This is a genomic window from Streptomyces sp. NPDC001744 (genome assembly GCF_042892575.1).
Classification (GTDB): domain Bacteria; phylum Actinomycetota; class Actinomycetes; order Streptomycetales; family Streptomycetaceae; genus Streptomyces.
Genome location: NZ_JBIAUG010000030.1, coordinates 14,327 through 31,566, shown reverse-complemented (window position 1 = coordinate 31,566; position 17,240 = coordinate 14,327). Strand labels below are relative to the sequence as shown.

The 17,240-nt window shown below is 74.5% G+C and carries 16 protein-coding genes; 10 read left to right on the top strand and 6 right to left on the bottom strand.

Annotated elements, in window-relative coordinates; genetic code table 11:
- The first annotated feature begins 63 nt into the window (after positions 1 to 63).
- Positions 64 to 924 (top strand): class I SAM-dependent methyltransferase, encoded by an 861-nt coding sequence (locus tag ACFYZY_RS27695; RefSeq protein ID WP_388699407.1) that lies wholly within the window; start codon positions 64 to 66, stop codon positions 922 to 924.
- Between the two features lie 132 nt (positions 925 to 1,056).
- Here ACFYZY_RS27695 and ACFYZY_RS27690 read toward each other — a convergent pair whose 3' ends face one another.
- Together ACFYZY_RS27690 and ACFYZY_RS27685 are read right to left on the bottom strand one after the other, a co-directional pair.
- Complete coding sequence (locus ACFYZY_RS27690; protein ID WP_388699483.1) at positions 1,057 to 1,821, bottom strand: SDR family NAD(P)-dependent oxidoreductase; 765 nt, start codon at positions 1,819 to 1,821, stop codon at positions 1,057 to 1,059.
- Positions 1,822 to 1,829: 8 nt separating this feature from the next.
- Positions 1,830 to 2,906: a serine hydrolase domain-containing protein gene (locus ACFYZY_RS27685; protein WP_388699405.1), complete on the bottom strand. Its 1,077-nt coding sequence runs from the start codon at positions 2,904 to 2,906 to the stop codon at positions 1,830 to 1,832.
- Positions 2,907 to 3,092: 186 nt separating this feature from the next.
- On the opposite strand from ACFYZY_RS27685, the gene ACFYZY_RS27680 reads away from it, so the two are divergent.
- Both ACFYZY_RS27680 and ACFYZY_RS27675 read left to right on the top strand, forming a co-directional pair.
- On the top strand, positions 3,093 to 3,512 hold the full coding sequence (locus ACFYZY_RS27680; protein ID WP_388699402.1) for a nuclear transport factor 2 family protein: 420 nt from the start codon (positions 3,093 to 3,095) through the stop codon (positions 3,510 to 3,512).
- Between the two features lie 100 nt (positions 3,513 to 3,612).
- On the top strand, positions 3,613 to 4,563 hold the full coding sequence (locus tag ACFYZY_RS27675; RefSeq protein WP_388699399.1) for an MBL fold metallo-hydrolase: 951 nt from the start codon (positions 3,613 to 3,615) through the stop codon (positions 4,561 to 4,563).
- 37 nt (positions 4,564 to 4,600) lie between these two features.
- Here ACFYZY_RS27675 and ACFYZY_RS27670 read toward each other — a convergent pair whose 3' ends face one another.
- The gene (locus ACFYZY_RS27670; RefSeq protein WP_388699396.1) at positions 4,601 to 5,650 is read right to left on the bottom strand and encodes a Gfo/Idh/MocA family protein; all 1,050 of its coding nucleotides are present in this window, start codon (positions 5,648 to 5,650) and stop codon (positions 4,601 to 4,603) included.
- Here ACFYZY_RS27670 and ACFYZY_RS27665 point away from each other — a divergent pair.
- Positions 5,649 to 7,250, top strand: a complete 1,602-nt coding sequence (locus ACFYZY_RS27665; RefSeq protein WP_388699393.1) for an NDP-hexose 2,3-dehydratase family protein — start codon at positions 5,649 to 5,651, stop codon at positions 7,248 to 7,250. The two genes, ACFYZY_RS27670 and ACFYZY_RS27665, sit on opposite strands and share 2 nt — an antisense overlap.
- Here ACFYZY_RS27665 and ACFYZY_RS27660 read toward each other — a convergent pair.
- Positions 7,241 to 7,879: a dTDP-4-dehydrorhamnose 3,5-epimerase family protein gene (locus tag ACFYZY_RS27660; RefSeq protein ID WP_388699390.1), complete on the bottom strand. Its 639-nt coding sequence runs from the start codon at positions 7,877 to 7,879 to the stop codon at positions 7,241 to 7,243. The genes ACFYZY_RS27665 and ACFYZY_RS27660 overlap by 10 nt on opposite strands.
- A 202-nt stretch (positions 7,880 to 8,081) precedes the next feature.
- Here ACFYZY_RS27660 and ACFYZY_RS27655 point away from each other — a divergent pair, with 202 nt between their 5' ends.
- Together ACFYZY_RS27655 and ACFYZY_RS27650 are read left to right on the top strand one after the other, a co-directional pair.
- On the top strand, positions 8,082 to 9,743 hold the full coding sequence (locus ACFYZY_RS27655; protein ID WP_388699387.1) for an FAD-binding protein: 1,662 nt from the start codon (positions 8,082 to 8,084) through the stop codon (positions 9,741 to 9,743).
- Positions 9,740 to 11,062, top strand: coding sequence for an activator-dependent family glycosyltransferase (locus ACFYZY_RS27650; RefSeq protein ID WP_388699384.1), 1,323 nt, complete (start codon positions 9,740 to 9,742; stop codon positions 11,060 to 11,062). The genes ACFYZY_RS27655 and ACFYZY_RS27650 overlap by 4 nt, the downstream gene beginning before the upstream one ends.
- On the opposite strand, the gene ACFYZY_RS27645 is transcribed toward ACFYZY_RS27650, so the two are convergent.
- Positions 11,011 to 11,781: an SDR family NAD(P)-dependent oxidoreductase gene (locus tag ACFYZY_RS27645; protein WP_388699381.1), complete on the bottom strand. Its 771-nt coding sequence runs from the start codon at positions 11,779 to 11,781 to the stop codon at positions 11,011 to 11,013. The genes ACFYZY_RS27650 and ACFYZY_RS27645 overlap by 52 nt on opposite strands.
- Positions 11,782 to 11,965: 184 nt before the next feature.
- On the opposite strand from ACFYZY_RS27645, the gene ACFYZY_RS27640 reads away from it, so the two are divergent.
- From ACFYZY_RS27640 to ACFYZY_RS27630, 3 genes are read left to right on the top strand one after another with little or no spacing between them, the layout of a single operon-like run.
- On the top strand, positions 11,966 to 13,453 hold the full coding sequence (locus tag ACFYZY_RS27640) for an MFS transporter (RefSeq protein ID WP_388699378.1): 1,488 nt from the start codon (positions 11,966 to 11,968) through the stop codon (positions 13,451 to 13,453).
- Positions 13,454 to 13,471: 18 nt separating this feature from the next.
- Entirely contained in the window at positions 13,472 to 14,437 is a 966-nt protein-coding gene (locus tag ACFYZY_RS27635) for a DMT family transporter (protein WP_388699376.1), read from the top strand.
- Positions 14,438 to 14,488: 51 nt separating this feature from the next.
- The gene (locus ACFYZY_RS27630; protein WP_388699374.1) at positions 14,489 to 14,779 is read left to right on the top strand and encodes an antibiotic biosynthesis monooxygenase family protein; all 291 of its coding nucleotides are present in this window, start codon (positions 14,489 to 14,491) and stop codon (positions 14,777 to 14,779) included.
- A gap of 150 nt (positions 14,780 to 14,929) precedes the next feature.
- On the opposite strand, the gene ACFYZY_RS27625 is transcribed toward ACFYZY_RS27630, so the two are convergent.
- Positions 14,930 to 16,027, bottom strand: a complete 1,098-nt coding sequence (locus ACFYZY_RS27625; RefSeq protein ID WP_388699371.1) for a cytochrome P450 — start codon at positions 16,025 to 16,027, stop codon at positions 14,930 to 14,932.
- Positions 16,028 to 16,214: 187 nt separating this feature from the next.
- Between ACFYZY_RS27625 and ACFYZY_RS27620 the strand changes: the two genes are divergently transcribed.
- Positions 16,215 to 17,231 (top strand): thiamine pyrophosphate-dependent dehydrogenase E1 component subunit alpha, encoded by a 1,017-nt coding sequence (locus ACFYZY_RS27620; protein ID WP_388699368.1) that lies wholly within the window; start codon positions 16,215 to 16,217, stop codon positions 17,229 to 17,231.
- Positions 17,232 to 17,240 lie beyond the last annotated feature (9 nt).

The following is a 17,240-nucleotide window of genomic DNA, read 5'->3' as shown; positions in this document are numbered from 1 at the left end:
GGGCCGGCAGCGGTTCCCCGCCCACGCACGCCCCAACCCCACCACGAGAAGACGGAGTCGAATGTGGACAGCGCGCTGTACAAGACGAAAGTGACCGACGCCTTCAACGAGGCCGCCGCGACCTACGACCGGCTGGGCGTGGAGTTCTTCACGCCGATGGGCCGCAGGCTGGTGGAGCTGGCCGATCCGCGACCGGGCCTGCGGGTCCTGGACGTCGGCTGCGGCCTCGGCGCCACCCTGCTGCCCGCTGCCGCGCGGATCGGTCCGGAGGGCACCGCGCTGGGCATCGACATCGCGGAGGCGATGATCGAGGAGGCCGGCCGGGAGGCCGGCCGCCAGGGCATCCGCAACGTCGACCTGCGCGTGATGGACGGCGAGCACCCCGACCTGCCGGCCCGCTCCTTCGACCTGGTGCTCGGCAGTTACAGCGTGATCTTCCTGCCGGACGCCCGGGCGGCCCTCGCCCGTTACGCCGGGCTGCTGCGCGACGGCGGCCGGATCGCCTTCACCAGCCCCGTCTTCACCCGCGACACCTTCCCCTTCCTGCCCCCGATGTTCACCGAGCTGATCCCGATGTCCCTGCTGGAGCACCTGCCGGCGGCCTGGCACCCGGAGCAGCTCCACCGGCAGCTGCACTCCTGGCTGGAGGAGCCCGCGGACCTCACGGCCGCCCTGGAGAAGGCCGGCTTCACGGACGTGCGGATCACCGACGAGAACGTCCGGATGACCGCGGTGTCCGGCGAGGCGTGGGTGGACTGGTCGCACACGCAGGGCATGCGGCTGCTGTGGCAGCACCTGCCCCGGGAGGAGGCCGCCGCCCTGCGCGCGCGGCTCGTCACCGCCCTCGACGCCCTGCGCGAGGACGGCGGCCCCGTCCGCATCGACGTGCCCGTCCGCTACGTGACGGCCACCGTCGCCCGCTGAACACCGAGGAAGGCGGCACCCCGGGCCTCCGGGGTGCCGCCTTCCTCGTCGCCGGCCGGGGGACCGGCGCGTACGGCACCGCGCCCGGCCGGGACGTCCCGGCCGGGCGCGGTGGGTGCGTCGCCGGCGGCCTCAGGTCACCGACAGGGCGCCGTCCACGGCCAGGACGGTGCCGTTGGCGTACGCCGCCTCGGGGGACGCCAGCTGCACGATCCACCAGGCGATCTCCTCGGGGCGGCCCACCCGGCCGGCCGGGATGCGTCCGGCCATCTGCTCCAGGAAGCCCCGGTAGGCGTCCTCGGGCATTCCGGCCCGCACGCCGACGCCGGTGTCCACGACGCCGGGCGCGATGCCCACGGAGCGGATGCCGCGCGGCGCCAGTTCCACCGCCCAGGTGCGGGTGAGGAAGTCCAGCGCCACCTTGGTCATGCCGTACACGGAGTTCTCCGGCCAGGCCCGGCGGCCCAGCGAACCGGCCGAGCTGACGTTGACCACCACGCCCCGGGTCTCCTCCAGGGCGTCCAGGGCGGCCTGGGCGAGGAAGACCGGCGCCAGCAGGTTCGTGCCGAGCTGGGCCCGGACCGTGTCCCGCTCCAGGCCGTCGAGGGTGGCGAACCCGGTGACGGCGGCGTTGTTGACCAGGACGTCGAGCCGGCCGAACTCCTCCAGCGCCCGCTGCACGATCAGCCCCGGCGCGTCCTCGTCGTGGACGTCCGCGGTCATCGTCCGTATCCGCTCGTGGCCCGCCGCGGTCTCCTTCAGGTTCGCCGCGGTCCGGCCGACGACCAGGACCCGGGCGCCGTCCTCGGCGAACGCGCGGGCGGTCGCGGCGCCGATCCCGGTGCCGCCGCCGGTGACGACGACGGCCCTGTCGCCGGAAGGCGTCGCCCGTGTCATCGCCGGCCTCAGGAGCACAGGGCGACGTTGACGCCGCGGATGACGGCCTGCTCGGCCTCCGGACCGAAGTCCTTGTCGCCGATGGTGAACGACAGCTGGACGCGGGCCGACAGGTCGCGGGTGGTGGCCGCGAGGGTGGCGTAGCCGGGGATGCCGGCGCCGTGGCCCCACAGGTCGAGGTCGTCGTCGTTCTGCAGCTTCATGATGCCCAGGCCGTAGCCGATGCCCATCGGGAGGTTCTCGATCATCTCCGGGGGCAGCGGCGTGGTCATCTCGGCGAACTCCGGCTCGTTCAGCAGCTTTCCGGAGAACAGGGCCGAGAAGAAGGTGTCCAGGTCGCGGGTGGTGGAGATGATCTCGCCCGCGCAGCCGGCCTCGGACGGGTTCATCAGCGTGACGTCCACCGCCTCGCCGCCGATCTGCATGTAGCCGCGGGCGTGCGGGCCGGGGAGGTTCGGGTCGTCGCCCGGCAGCACCGTCTCCTTCAGCTCCAGCGGCTCCAGCACCCGCTCGGTGATCTCCGTGCGGTAGGAGCGGCCGGTGATCTTCTCGATCAGCAGGCCGATGATGAAGTAGTTGGTGTTGCAGTACGCGAACTTGGTGCCCGGCTCGAACTCCAGCGGCTTGGCCGCGGCGATGGCGATCAGGTCCGTCGGCTCGTAGTGCTTGTAGCGGTCGCGCAGGAACCGGTCGCCCGGCTTCTGGAACGAGTCCGAGTAGTTGTACAGGCCGCTGGTGTGCTGCATCAGGTTGCGGATGGTGATCTTCTCGCCGTACGGCAGCAGGCCGGGCAGGTGGCTCTCCACGGTGTCGTCGAGGGCGAGCTTCCCCTCGGCGACCAGCTGGAGCACCACCACCGCCACGAACGGCTTGGTGATGCAGGAGATCCGGAAGCGGCCGTCGGCCGGCACCGGCCGGTCGGTGCCCAGCTCGGCGATGCCCGAGGTCACGACGAACGCCTCGTCGCCGCGGGCGACCCGGAACTGGACACCCGCCGCACCCGCCTCGACGAGGCGGTCCGCCGCGCCCTGCACGGCCTTCTGAAGAGCCGAAACCGCCGGCTGGCCGACCGTTGTCTGCGTCATCTCGCGAAACCCCCATCGGGTAGCAGTCGTTGCACGTCCGGTCGAGCCTCTCCGGGCCCCGTGGAGGTACACCGGAGCCTCGTTGGAGCCGGGACGACACGCGGAACGGGCGACCCCTTTTTCGGTTGCGCGGCGTGTACGGTCGGTCACTCTAGTAAAAGTTGACCAGCACGCTGGAGGCGTACTGTGACCCTTCCCGTCGACACCGGCTACGCCCCGACCGCGGAGGACCGCGCCTCCCTGGAGGCGTGGTTCGCGGAGTACGACTCCCACTGCACCGCCTGCCGGATCGAGGACATGGCCGACATGGCCGTCTTCCCGCTCAACCTCGTCAGCGACGACTCCCGGGGCCACGGCCGTTCCGCGCAGTGGGACCGGCGGCAGTTCGTCGAGACCATGAAGCACGTCATGGGGGAGGGGGTCTCCTTCTCCTCCACCCGCACCCCCGTCTTCCTCTCCGCGGCGATGGCGGTGGTCTTCACCGACTGCGTCATGACCGTGGACGGCGAGGAGCAGCGCACGCACTACGCGGACGTCCTCGTCAGGAAGGACGGCACCTGGGCCTTCCAGACCATGATCCAGGGCGGCTGGGGCGACCAGCTCTGACCCCGGCCGGCCCGCCGCTCCTCAGCGGACCTTCGACCGCGCTGCGAGCGGCCCCGAGCAGACTCGGCACGTCCGCCGCACCCGTGTGAGGAGACCGGCCGTGCCGTCACGTACCACCACCCCCGTCACCACCCCCGCGCCACCACCCGCACGGGCGGCCGAGATGGCCGACGGCGTCCACGCCTTCGTCCAGCCGCCCGGCGGATGGTGCCTGAACAACGCCGGCGTGATCGTCTCCGAGGGGCAGAGCGTCCTCGTCGACACCGTCGCCACCGAATCCCGGGCCCGCGCCCTGCGCGAGGCGGCGCTGCGCCTGAACCCGGCCCCCCCGAAGGCCGTCGTCAACAGCCACTTCCACGGCGACCACGCCTTCGGCAACTTCCTCTTCCCCGAGGCGCTGGTCATCGGCCACGAGCGCACCCGGTCGGAGATGATCGCCGCCGGCCTGCACCTGACGGGCCTGTGGCCCGACGTGGAGTGGGGAGCCGTCGAACTGGTGCCGCCGGCCGTCACCTACCGGGACGCCCTCACCCTCCACGTCGGCTCGGTCCGCGCCGAGGTGGTGCACATGGGGCCGCGCGCCCACACCTCCAACGACTCCGTGGTGTGGCTGCCCGAACAGCGGGTCCTGTTCGCCGGGGACCTGGTGATGTCGGGAGTGACGCCGTTCTGCCTGATGGGATCGATCGAGGGCTCCCTGGCGGTCCTGGAGCGGCTCCGCGCCCTCGGCGCGACCACGATCGTCCCCGGCCACGGCCCGGTCTCCGGCCCCGAGGTCCTCGACACCGTGGAGGGCTACCTGCGGCTGGTCCTGGAGCTGGCCGAGCGGGGCCGCGCCGCCGGCCTCACCCCGATCGAGACCGCCCGGGAGGCCGACCTCGGGCCGTACGCCGAACTCCTCGACCCCGAGCGACTGGTCCCCAACCTGCACCGCGCCTTCGCGGAACTGGCGGGCACCGGCGCCGCGGAACCGCTGCCGATGCCCGTCATGGAGACGGCGCTGCGCGAGATGACCGAGTACAACGGCGGCCTTCCCCGCTGCCTCGCCTGAGACCCCGCGCGCGGCGGGCGGCGCGCGGCCCGCCGGCTCAGCCGCGCGGGACGCCCCACGGGGCCGCCGCCCGCCGGATCCGCTCGATCAGGTCCGCCTGGGCCAGCAGCTCCGCCTCGTCGCCGGCGCCGGCCCGCCGGCCGTGCACGGCGGCGGCGAACGCGGTGAGGGACGCCGCCGCCTGGTCCTCGGCCGGCAGGGTCACCGTCTCGGTGCCCGAGGCCCGTTCGACGAGCAGCCGGGGGCGGTGGTCGGCGGCCGGGGTGAACGCCCGGTCCACGGTGATCCGCCCCTCGCTGCCCCACAGTTCGTAGCGCGACCGGTAGGCGTGCTCCATGCCGAAGGTGAGCTGTGCGCCGACGCCGTCGGCCCGGCGCAGCAGCGCGGCGCCGGAGGTCTCCACCCGCCGCCCCGGCGCGGCCGACAGCACCGCGCCGGCCACGTCGAGCTCCGTGCCGAGCAGGTGCACCGCGGCCCGCACCGGGTACAGGCCGATGTCGGCGAGGCAGCCGCCGCCCAGCTCCGGGTCGTAACGGATGTCCCCCTCCGCGGGCGCGGGCACCGTGAACGCGGCGTGCAGCGCGCGCGGTTCCCCGATCGCCCCGTCGGCCAGCAGCCGGCGCGCCACGGCGTGCTGGCCGTGGTGGACGAACATCGTGTTCTCGCGCAGCACCAGGCCGAGGGTCCGGGCCCGCTCCAGGAGCGCGCGGGTCCGCGCCGCGTCCGTCGTCAGCGGCTTCTCGGCCAGGACGTGCTTGCCGGCCTCCAGGGCCGCCTCCACCCACTCGGCGTGCAGCGCGGCCGGCAGCGGCAGGTACACGGCGTCCAGCGAGGGGTCGGCGAGCAGCTCCGCGTACCCGGTGACCGGCCGGGCGCCGTAGGGCGCCGCGGTGTCCCGGGCCCGTCCGGCCGACCGGCTGGCGACGGCCCGGAGCTCCACGCCGCCGTGGGCGGCCATCGCGGGCAGCATCCGGCGGCGCGCGAACCCGGCGCAGCCGAGCACGCCCAGGCGCAGCACCGGGCCGGGGGCCCGCTCCGCTCCGGGCGCGGGCGGCGCGGCGGGAACCCCGTCGGGGGGAACAGGCATGTCCGTACTCCACTCGTCCTCGGCCGGACTCGAACGGGCCCACGGTGTCCGGGGCGGCTCGATCCCGGCTCGATCCCGGATCGAGAAGGGGGCGAGCGGCGTCGGCGAGGCTGCTGGCGGCCGCCGCGGCTGTCGCGGCCGACCCGACGAGAGGGCCCGCATGTTCTCCAGCACGACGGAATTCCACCGCTGGTTCGAACAGGTCTGCGAGGTGCAGGCGTGCGAGGTGACGAGGGTCCCGCTGGACCGGCTGGACGGCTGGGTGACGGAGGAGGGGACCGGGAACCTGGTCCACCGCAGCGGCCGGTTCTTCTCCGTCCAGGGACTCGACGTCACGCGTTCGGGCCGCGCCGTGGACGCCTGGCGGCAGCCGATCCTCGTCCAGCCGGAACAGGGCGTCCTCGGCATCCTGGTCAAGGAGTTCGGCGGAGTCCCGCACTGCCTGCTCCAGGCGAAGATGGAGCCGGGCAACGCCGTCCCGGTCCAGCTCTCGCCGACCGTCCAGGCCACCCGGAGCAACTACACCGGGGTGCACGGCGGACGCCCGGTGCCCTACCTCGACCACTTCCTCGCGCCGGGCCGGGGCCGGGTCCTCTCCGACGCCCTGCAGTCCGAACAGGCGGCCTGGTTCCTCGCCAAGCGCAACCGCAACATGATCGTCCTCACCGACGAGGACGTCCCCGTCCTGGAGGAGTTCTGCTGGCTCTCCTTCGACCAGATCGCCGAACTGCTCCAGACCGACGACCTGATCAACATGGACACGCGCACGGTGCTCTCCGGCGCCGTCGGCCTGCGCCCGCCCGGCGGGCCCTCCCGCCCCGCACCCGACCCCGACTCGTTCCACGGCGCGCTGGCCGCCTCGTGGGAACCGCAGGGCCGGCGCCTGCACGACACCACCACGCTGCTGCGGCACCTGGCGCTGGCCAAGGAGCGCTGCACCCTCACCCGCCGGCCCGTCCCCCTGGCGCAGACCACGAGGTGGTCGATGCGCGACGGGGTCATCGCCCATGACGAGGGCCGCCACTTCACCGTCCTCGGCGTACGGGTGGAGGAGTCCCGCCGCGAGGTGCCCGGCTGGTCCCAGCCCATGTTCATGCCGAACAGCCAGGGCGTGGCGGCCTTCCTGGCGAAACGGGTGGACGGGGTGCTGCACCTGCTCGTGCAGGCGCGCGTGGAGACCGGGGCGCTGGCCCGCGTCGAGCTGGCCCCGACCGTGCAGTGCCAGCCCGCCGACTACGCCCCCGGCGCGCGGGACGGCGGGGGCCCCGCGCCCCGCCTGGAGTTCCTGGACGAGGTGCTGTCCGCCCGGCCCGACCGGATCCGGTTCGACACCGTGCAGTCCGAGGAGGGCGGGCGCTTCTACCACGCCCGCATCCGCTACGCGCTCGTCGAGACGGACGAGGACTTCCCGCTCCGGGTGCCGCCGCAGTTCGCCTGGATGACCGTGCGCCAGCTCATCGGCTTCGTCCGGCACGGGAGCCATCTGAACGTGGAGGCGCGCACGCTCCTCGCCCTGCTCGGCTTCCTGCCCGCCGACCGGGCCGACCCGGCCGCCGCCCGCACGGGACGGCCGGCCGGGACGGCCCCGGTTCACGCGTAGCCGTCGGTGACCGCCAGGCAGTCCTCGTACCGGGGGAGCATGCCCAGTTTCCGGGCCTCGGCCAGCCCGACGGCACGGGCGTCCCGCTCCGAGAGGGTCGGCACGAGGCCCTCGGGCCACGGCAGGGCGAGGTCCGGGTCGAACGGGTCGAGGGACTGCTCCAGCCCCGGCCGGTAGGGGGACGACACCAGGTAGGACATCACCGTGTCGTCCTCCAGGGCCAGGAACGCGTGTCCCACCCCGACCGGCAGGTAGACGGAGCGGAAGGACTCCGTGTCCATCTCCACCGTGTCCCAGGCGCCGAACGTGGGGGAGCCCAGCCGCAGGTCGATCACGAAATCCGTCGCCCGGCCCCGCGCGCAGTGCACGTACTTCGCCTGGCCGGGCGGGGTGGTGGTGAAGTGCACCCCGCGCAGCACCCCCCGCGCCGACCGGTTGTGGTTCGTCTGCACGACGGGCATCGGGTGGCCCACGGTCCGGGCGAACTCCTCGCCCTGGAGCGGGGAGGTGAAGATCCCCCGCCCGTCGCGGTGCACCCGCGGCGTGAACACGAAGGCCCCCTCCACCGCCAGCGCCCGCGCGCTGATCGGGGCGGCGGGGTCCGGCGCGGTGCGTCCATCGGTCTTCATCCGGTCTCCTGGCAGGGAACGTGTGACATGGCTACGACCCGCCACAGTCTGGGGAACCCCTCTCGAGCCGCGGTCGACACGGCCCCCGGCCCGGCGGCTCCAGCGGTACCCGAGCCGTACTGCGGCCGTTGCCCCGAGCATCGGCGGCAGTACGCGGGCGGGGTGAGCGCCCCACCGGAACAGCCACCGAGAAAGGTGAACGATGACCGTTCCCAGCCGCCGGAGCTTCGTCTCCGGCACTCTCACGGCGGGCGCCACCGCCGGGCTCGCCGCCGTCGGCATCGTCCCCGCCCACGCCCAGGACGCCCCCGCCCCCGGGACACCCCCCGCCCCCGGGGGCGGGGGGACGCTCATCACGCCCGACGACCCGCGGTACGCCTCCCTGTCGACGCGCGGCAGCAACAAGAGGTTCACCGCGCGACCGGACGCCTTCCGGCTCGTCACCACCACCGCGGAGGCGGTGCGCGCGGTCGGCGACGCCGTCCGCGCGGGCAGGCGGATCGCGGTCCGCAGCGGGGCCCACTGCTACGAGAACGTCGCCGGCGACCCGGCCGTCCGCCTCGTCCTCGACCTCGGCCGGATGGACGCCGTCACCTACGACGCCCGCCGCCGCGCCTTCATGGTCGAGGCCGGCGCCCAGCTGATGGACGTGTACAAGAAGCTCTACTACGGGTGGGGCGTCGTCCTGCCCGGCGGCACCAGCGCCACCGTGGGCATGGGCGGCCACATCGCCGGCGGCGGCTACGGCGCGCTGTCACGCGCCCTCGGCCTCGCCTCGGACCACCTGTACGCCGTCGAGGTGGTCGTCGTCGACGCCGCCGGCCGGGCCCGCGCGGTCGTCGCGACCCGGGAGCGGACGGACCCCCACCGCGACCTGTGGTGGGCCCACACCGGAGGCGGCGGCGGCAACTTCGGCCTCGTCACCCGCTACTGGTTCCGTTCGCCCGACGCCCCCCGCCACTGCGCGGACCCGTCCCGGCTGCTGCCCCGCCCGCCCGGCGAGATCCTGGCCGGCATGGTCCGCTTCCCCCGCGAGGGCATGGACCGGGCGTCGTACCGCCGTCTGGTCCGCAACCACGGCCGCTGGCACGAGCAGCACAGCGACGCCGACTCCCCGTACGCCGGGCTGTACAGCGGACTGGTCTTCTACGGACGCCCCGAGACCGGCGACCCCGGCCCGGCGGCCAACTGCTACGCCTACATGGACGGCACCCGGCCGGACGCCGAACGCCTGCTCCGGGACTACCTCCGCGCCGTCGCCGACGGCGTGGGCGGCTCCCCCCAGATCTCCGGCATCAGCGCCAAGCCCTGGATCGAGGCCGCCGAGTACCTGGCCGGCGCCCAGGACAGCGACGTCGGTCGCCACAAGCTCAAGTCGGCGTACCTGCGCCGCGGTCACGACGACGCCCAGGCCGACGTCCTCTACCGGTACCTCAACAGCACCGGCAACCGGCACGACTTCGCCAACGTGACCTTCCAGTCCTACGGCGGCCGGATCAACACGGTCGCGGACGGCGCCACCGCCTCCCCGCACCGCGACTCGGTCATCAAGGCGATCTACATGAACACCTGGCAGGACCCCGCCGCGGACCCCGAGGCCGTCGACTGGCTGCGCCGGATGTACCGCGACCTGTTCGCGTCGACCGGGGGCGTCCCGGTGCCGGGCCGCCGCGACACCGACGGCTGCTACATCAACTACTCCGACATCGACACGGCCGACCCGCGGTGGAACACCTCCGGAGTGCCCTGGCACCGCCTCTACTACAAGGACGCCTACCCCCGGCTCCAGCGGATCAAGGCCGCCTGGGACCCCCGCGACGTCTTCAGCCACGCGCTGTCCATCAGGGCGGAGCACGCCCGATGAAGGTGCTGTTCGTCTCCTTCCCGCACAACACCCACTACTTCTCGATGGTGCCGCTGGCCTCCGCGCTGCGGACCGCCGGCCACGAGGTGCGGGTGGCGAGCCACCCCGACCTGACCGACCAGATCACCGCGGCGGGCCTGACCGCCGTGCCCGTCGGCGTCACCGACTGGTATGTCAACGACCCGTGGGCGCCCGACCTCCTCGGCCAGATCCTCGAAGAGGGCTCCGGACTCGTGCAGGGCTTCGACTTCACCGGCGAGGACCGCTCCCGGTGGACCCACGAGTCGCTGCTCGCCCTCGAAGCCGTCGCGGTGCCCGCCCTGTACGCCTCGGTGAGCAACGACCCGATGCTCGACGACCTGGTGGCCTACGCCCGGCACTGGCGCCCCGACCTGGTCGTCTGGGAGCAGCACACCTTCGCCGGCGCCGTCGTCGCCCGCGCCGCGGGAGCCGCGCACGCCCGCCTGCTGCACGGCATGGACATCACCGTCCGGGCCCGGCAGGAGTTCCTCCGCCTGAACGCGGAGCTGCCGCCCGGGACCGCCCAGGACCCCACCGCGGAGTGGCTGGGCCGGGTGATGGACCGGTACGAGCCCGGTCTCGGCTTCGACGAGGAGATGGTCACCGGCCAGTGGACCGTGGACGTCACCCCGCCCGGCTCCCGCTTCGACCTCGGCCTGCCCACGGTCGGCGTGCGCTACGTCCCGCACAACGGCGCCTCCGTGGTGCCGGACTGGCTGCGGGCACCGGCCGAACGGCCCCGGGTCTGCCTGACCCTGGGGGTCTCCGGCGAGATCGACCACGCCACCTTCTCCTTCGCCTCGGCCCTCGACGCGCTCGCCGACGTGGACGCCGAGATCGTCGCCACCCTCGGCGCGCAGGCCCGCGAGGACCTCGGCACCCTCCCCGCCAACGTCCGCCCGGTCGACTTCGTACCGCTCAACGACCTGCTGCCCACCTGCGCGGCCGTCGTCCACCACGGCGGCATCGGCACCCGCTCCACGGCCGAACTCCACGGCGTGCCGCAGATCCTGCTCCCCTACGGATGGGACACGGTCGCCAAGGCCCGCCGGGTGGAGGAGCTGGGGTACGGGCTGTGCCTGCCCGCCCACGAACTGACCGTGGACGGGCTGCGCGCCGCGGTCCTGCGGCTGCTTGAGGAGCCCTCCTTCACCGAGGCGGCCGCGAAGGTGCGCGCCGAGGTCCTCGCCGAGCCGACGCCGAACGACGTCGTACCGGTCCTGGAGCGGATGGCGGCCTCGGCCCGTCAGACGACCGAGGCGCCGCCGTCGACCGCCACCACCGTGCCGCTGGCGTAACCCGCCTCGGGCCGCGCCAGCCGGACGATCCACCACGCCACGTCCTCGGGGCGGCCCACCCGGCCCGAGGGCGTGCGGGCGGCCGCCTCCGCCTGGTGGCGGGCGATCTCCCCGGCGCTCCAGCCCATGCGCTCGCCGATCCCCGTGTCGGTCTCGCCCGGGGCGACGCCCACCGCGCGGATGCCGCGCGGCGCGAGCTCCACCGCCCAGGTGCGGACCAGGAAGTCCATCGCGGCCTTGGTGGCCCCGTACACGGAGAGCCCGGGGAACGCCCTGCGGCCCAGCACGGCCGCGGTGCCCACGCACACCACCGTGCCGCCGGCGGCCGCCAGGGCGGGCACCGCCGCCCGCGTCAGGAACAGCGGCGCGAGGAGGTTCGTCTCCACCTGGGTCCGCACGCTCCCGGGGGTGAGGGACCCGGCCGGCTCGGGCAGCACGGCCGCGGCGTTGTGCACGAGCACGTCGATCCGGCCGGAGTGCTCCACCGCCGCCGCCACGACCCGCTCCGCGGCGTCCGGTGCCGTGATGTCGGCCGTCAGGGTCCGGACGCCGGCGTGCCCGGCCGCCGTCTCCGCGAGGGTCCGGGCGGTGCGTCCCACGACCAGGACCTCGTCGCCGCCGGCGGCGAAGGCCCGCGCGGTCGCCCGCCCGATGCCCGTACCGCCGCCGGTGACGACGACCGTGCGCCGTGCCCTGTCACTGCTGGATGAGTGCGTCATGTCCGTGGACGCTAGCCACCCGCACTCGAAGGCGGCTCTAGCGCCCGTTGGGAAGGTGGCGGGGCCGAAAAGCGTCGGCCGGACCGTTCCCCCGCACGGCCGGTTCCCGGAGTCCCGGCACCCGCCCCACCCGCGCCCCGCCGATTCCGGTCGGTCCCCGTCGCATCCCCTCAGGAGGCAAGGCATGTCCGTGCACACGTCGGAACTCTCGGCGCCCCGGCCGTCACCGGTGGCACCCAGGCGCGGCGCGGCACGCGCGGGCACCGCCCTGGCCCTGCTCGCCGGCTGCAACGCGATGGTCCTGCTCGACGAGTCGATGGTGCAGATCGCCCTGCCCGGCATGAGCCGGGGCCTCGGTCTCGACCCCGTCGGCCTCGGCTGGGTCCTCAACGCCTATCTGCTGACCTTCGGCGGACTGCTCCTGCTCGGCGGGCGCATGGGAGACCTGCTGGGCCGCCGCAAGGTCTTCCTCGCCGGCGTCGCCCTGTTCACGGTGGCCGCCGCGCTGCGCGCCGCCGCCACCTCGGGGGACCTCCTGATCGCCCTGCGGGCCCTGCAGGGCATCGGCTCCGCCCTCGCCGCGCCCAGCGCCCTGGCCCTGGTGCTGAGCATGTTCGGGGAGGAGACCGCGCGGAAGCGGGCGATCGCCCTCTACATGGCGGTCGGCGCCGCCAGCACCGCGGGCGGACTGCTGCTCGCGGGCACGCTCTCCTCGCTCAGCTCCTGGCGGTGGGTGCTGCTCCTGAACGTGCCGCTCGGCCTGCTGATCCTGCTGCTGACACCGCTGGTGATCGAGGAGACCCGGCCGAGCCGCGGCCGGTTCGACCTGACGGGCGCCCTGGTGTCCACCCTGGGAGCCGTCTCCCTGGTGTTCGGCCTGACCCGGGCCGCCGAGCACCCCTGGACGGACGTGACGGTCGCCGGCCCGGCCGCCGCCGGCGTGGTGCTGCTGTTCCTCTTCCTGGCCGTCGAACGGCGGGCCCGGCAACCCATCGTGGTGCTCCGGCTGTTCGGCGACCGCAACCGCGCCTGGGCGTTCGCGGGCACCTTCGCCGTCCAGGGCGCCCTGATCGGCACGGGGTTCTTCCTCGTGCAGTTCCTCCAGCTGTTCGCCGGCTACAGCCCCCTGCTCTCGGCCGTGGCCCTGACCCCGGTGGCCGCCGCGATGATCACCATGTCCGGCGCGGCGGTCTGGCTGGAGCGGCGGCTCGGGCCGCGCGGGCTGCTGCTGACCGGCGCGACGCTGCTGATCGCCTCCAACGCCTGGCTGTCCCGTCTGACCCCGGACTTCGGCTACGGCGGGGACGTCCTGCCGGCGCTGCTGCTGTTCGGCTCCGGCATGGCCTTCTGCGTCGTCCCGTCCGCCATCCTCGCCACCTCCGGGCTGCACGACGACGAGGCGGGCGCCGCCTCCAGCGTGCACAACGCGCTGCAGACGGTCGGCGCCTCGCTGGGACTCGCGGTCCTGGTGACCGTCGGCACCCACGCCGGCCGCGGCGCCGAGCAGGCACTGCCGGCCGGGACCCCGCCCGAGCAGGCCATGGGCCACGTCTTCGTGGAGAGCATGTCGGCCAGCTTCCTCGCCGGCGCCGGCTTCGCCGCGGCCGCCCTCCTCGTCGCCGTGTTCATCCGTCCCCCCGGTGCCGCCGCCGCGCGCACCTCCACCCCGTGACAGACAGGAGAAACAGTCGTGCGGTTCGGTTCCGTGGCACGCTTCGGCATCGTCGGCCTGATGTGGGGCCTCAGCTACTTCTGGATCAAAATCGTCTTCCAGGGCCTGAACTCGGCCCAGTTCAGCTTCTTCCGGATCCTGGTCGGCGCCGTGGCCATGCTCGGCGTGCTCCTCCTCAGCGGTACGCGGCTGCCCCGCCGCCCCTCCGTCTGGGGCCTGCTGGTCCTCATCGCCTTCCTGGCCAACGCGCTGCCCGTCCTGCTGGTCGAGCTGGTGGACGACGCCCTGGGCGCCGACGCGGGCATGGTCTCGGTGTTCAACGCGAGCGTGCCGCTGTGCGTCGTCCTGCTCCACCTGGTGCGCCGCCGCACCGGCCGCGTCCCGGTCACCCTGACGGCGGGCCTGCTGGTCGGCTTCGCCGGTGTCCTCGTCCTGTACGCGCCCTGGAACGCGGGCGCCCAGTGGTTCTCGGCTGCCGCGGCCGTCAACGCCGTCGCGGCACTGGCCTACGGCTGGTCCATGCTGCTGATGGAGAAGCTGATGAAGCCGGTCGCCGAGGACGGCCAGGACATGCGCCCCGTGGTGCTGGCCACCTCGCAGGCGGTCATCGGCGTGGGCTGGGCCGCGATCAACCTGCCCAACGGCGGCTTCGACCGCGCCCCGCAGTTCTCCGCGGCCGTCATCGGGGCCCTCCTCGTGCTCGGGGTCCTCAACACCGGCCTGGTGTACATGTGCTTCGCCTGGCTGATCCGCGACGAGGGCGCGGCCAGGGCCTCCAGCGTGCTGTACGTCGTGCCCGTGGTGCTCACCCTGGGCACGGTCCTGCTGGAGAACCACCGGCTCACCGGGCGCGAGGTGCTCGGCATGGCGATCATCCTGGCCGGCGTGGTGCTCGCCCGGATCCCGCGGCGCGGCGCCACCGGCCCGGCCGCCGACGGCCGCCCGGCACGGCCCGTGGCCGAGCCGACCACCGCGGCCCGCTGACCCGACGAACCCGTCGAACCCGTCGGACCCGACTGAGAGAGAGGCTCCCCCTTGATCACCTTCATCAACCGCTTCACGGTCACCGGACCGACCGAGCAGTTCGAGCGGGCGTTCGACGAGACCTCCGCGTTCTTCACCGCCCAACCGGGGTTCCTCCGGCACCGCCTGATGCGGCACACCGAGGACCCCCGCGTCTACGCCAACCTCGCCGAGTGGGAGGACGAGGCGTCCTTCCGGAAGGCCCTGGGTCACCCCGGGTTCGCCGCCCACCGCGCGGCCCTGAGGGCGCTCAGCACCAGCGAGCCCCACCTCTACACCCCGTTGTACGAACGCTCCGCCTGAGGCCGCACCGGACCCGGACCCCGCCCCGCGGCCGGGTCCGGGAGCCGCGCGACAGCCGCGCACGAGAGACGCCCGGCCGGGAAACCCCGGCCGGGCGTCTCTTCGCGCGTCCGCCCCGGTACGGCCCGCCGGGCCGTACCGGGGCGGAGGTCAGAACAGGACGGGCACCCTCAGCAGTCCCCCCGTCACCGGCGTCCGCCGGCTCCGCACGACGGGACCGGCCGCGCGCGCCCCGGGACGGGCCGCGGCGAGGGCCGCCACCACCGTCTCGGCGACGGTCCCGGCGAACGGCTCCAGCGGCACCCCGTACGGCGCGGGGACCAGCGGCCGGGGCCCGGACCGGTCGGCATCGAAGACGTCCGGCCGGTCGAAGACCTCCGGGTCCCGGTTGGCCGCGCCGACCAGGACGGCCACCTGTTCCCCGGCCGCGATCCGCTGCCCGGCCACCTCCGCGTCCGCCGCCGCGGTGAACGCGTGCACCTTCACCGGCGGGTCGTGGCGCAGCGTCTCCGCCACCACCGCGGCCGCCCCCTCCCGCCCCCGGCCGGCGAGCGCCGCCCACCGTTCCGGCCCCGCGCCCAGCGCCCCGGCGACCAGCTCCCGCGCGGCACGCACCTCCACCACCGCCCGCGGCACGGCCGCGCCGCCCAGCAGCCCGCGCAGGGCGGCGACGGCGTCCGGCAGCCGGGCGGCGTCCTCGTACGAGGGCGGCGCCAGCGCCGCGTCGAGCGCCGGGGCCACCGCCGCGCACGCGCGGGCCAGCCGCTCGCGGTCCGCCCCGGCCAGGCCGCTCAGGTCCGCCAGCACCTCGACGGGGACCCGGGCGGCGATCCCGGCGACCGCGTCCACCTCCCCGCGCAGCCCCGCCAGGAGCCGCTCGCAGGCCCGTTCCGCCAGGGCCCGGACCCGGTCGGCGCCGTGCGGGCCCTCGGGCCCGGGGGAGGGCAGCCCCCGGTCCCAGGCCACGGCCGTCCGGGGCTGGGACACGGACCCGGACGACGGGCCGCCGTCCGCCGCCGGCAGGGCCAGCAGCTCGGCGGCCGTGGTGTACCGGGCGGTCACCCAGGTGCCCAGACGGCTGCGCCACAGCGGCCCCGCCTCCCGGTTGCGGGCGTACACCTCCCGCGGGTCCGGGCCGTCGTACCCGCGCAGCAGCGCGGCGTACGGATCGCCCTGCGCCCCGTACAACCAGTGGATTCCCTGCACGAGCTGGAGCCGGCGGCCCAGCTCCTTCTCCGCCACGACCATCGGGGGCTCCCCTCTCCCTCGCAGGCGCGTCCGCGCCACGAGCACGGCGCAGGCTACGCGGGCACGGCGGAGGATCGGTCGAGCGCGGACCCCGCGCGGCGCTCCGCCCCGGCTCCAGACGTGCTCCACCGGACGCGGGAACGATCACCACTCGGTTGTCCCGTCCACCCTGGAGGTGCCGTCGGCCGTGCCGAACCCCAACACACCCGAGGACCCGGTGGCGAATCCGGCCACGCTGCTCCGCGACATGGTGCGCATCCGCCGCGTGGAGGAGGAGCTGGCGGACCTCTACCGCGACGAGCAGGAGATGCGCACCCCGGTGCACTTCTCCGTCGGCCAGGAGGCCGCCGCCGTCGGGGTCTGCGCCGCCCTGCGCGAGGACGACCTCGTCTACACCGGGCACCGCAGCCACGCCGCCTACCTCGCCAAGGGCGGGGACCTCACCGCCATGGTCGCCGAACTCTACGGGAAGGAGACGGGCTGCTCGGGCGGGCGCGGGGGATCCGTGCACCTGACCGACCGGGCCGTCGGCTTCGCCGGATCGGCGGCGATCCTCGGCGAGATGATCTCCGTGGCCACCGGTGCCGCCTGGGCCCTGGCCCGGCAGGGCTCCTCACGGGTCGTGGTCACCTTCTTCGGGGACGGGGCCTCCGAGGAGGGCGTCTTCCACGAATCCCTCAACTTCGCCGCGGTCCACCACGTCCCGGTCGTCCTCGTCTGCGAGAACAACTCCTACTCGATCTCCTCCCCGCTCTCCGCCCGCCAGCCGGCGAACTCCGCCACCACCGGGATCACCGAGCGGACCCGGGCGTACGGGATCGCGGCCGAGCGCGTCGACGGCAACGACGTCTCCCTCGTCCACGAGGCCGCCCTGCGGGCCGCCGCCCACTGCCGGGCCGGCCGGGGCCCGTACCTCCTGGAACTGGACACCTACCGCTGGCGCGAGCACGTCGGTCCGGGCTTCGACACCGGGATCGACCGCCCCGGGCCCGAGGTCGAGAGCTGGCTGGAGCGCTGCCCGGTCCGCCGGAGCGCGGCGGCACTGCGCCCCGGCACGCCCGACATCGACGAGCGCGTCGCCCGCTGGGACGAGGAGTTCCGCGACGAGACCCTGCTCGCGGTCACCGCCGCCAAGGCGGCGCCCTACCCCGACGTGGACCGGCTGACCGACGGGGCCTACGGGCGCCCGGCCGGCACGAGCTGACAGGAGAGC

What these genes read in the sequence shown, in the direction of transcription:
- ACFYZY_RS27690 (WP_388699483.1), bottom strand. Translation starts at nt 1,821, where the DNA reads ATGACACGGGCGACGCCTTCCGGCGACAGGGCCGTCGTCGTCACCGGC.
- ACFYZY_RS27685 (WP_388699405.1), bottom strand. Translation starts at nt 2,906, where the DNA reads ATGACGCAGACAACGGTCGGCCAGCCGGCGGTTTCGGCTCTTCAGAAG.
- ACFYZY_RS27665 (WP_388699393.1), top strand. Translation starts at nt 5,649, where the DNA reads ATGTCCGTACTCCACTCGTCCTCGGCCGGACTCGAACGGGCCCACGGT.
- ACFYZY_RS27670 (WP_388699396.1), bottom strand. Translation starts at nt 5,650, where the DNA reads ATGCCTGTTCCCCCCGACGGGGTTCCCGCCGCGCCGCCCGCGCCCGGA.
- ACFYZY_RS27660 (WP_388699390.1), bottom strand. Translation starts at nt 7,879, where the DNA reads ATGAAGACCGATGGACGCACCGCGCCGGACCCCGCCGCCCCGATCAGC.
- ACFYZY_RS27655 (WP_388699387.1), top strand. Translation starts at nt 8,082, where the DNA reads ATGACCGTTCCCAGCCGCCGGAGCTTCGTCTCCGGCACTCTCACGGCG.
- ACFYZY_RS27650 (WP_388699384.1), top strand. Translation starts at nt 9,740, where the DNA reads ATGAAGGTGCTGTTCGTCTCCTTCCCGCACAACACCCACTACTTCTCG.
- ACFYZY_RS27645 (WP_388699381.1), bottom strand. Translation starts at nt 11,781, where the DNA reads ATGACGCACTCATCCAGCAGTGACAGGGCACGGCGCACGGTCGTCGTC.
- ACFYZY_RS27640 (WP_388699378.1), top strand. Translation starts at nt 11,966, where the DNA reads ATGTCCGTGCACACGTCGGAACTCTCGGCGCCCCGGCCGTCACCGGTG.
- ACFYZY_RS27625 (WP_388699371.1), bottom strand. Translation starts at nt 16,027, where the DNA reads ATGGTCGTGGCGGAGAAGGAGCTGGGCCGCCGGCTCCAGCTCGTGCAG.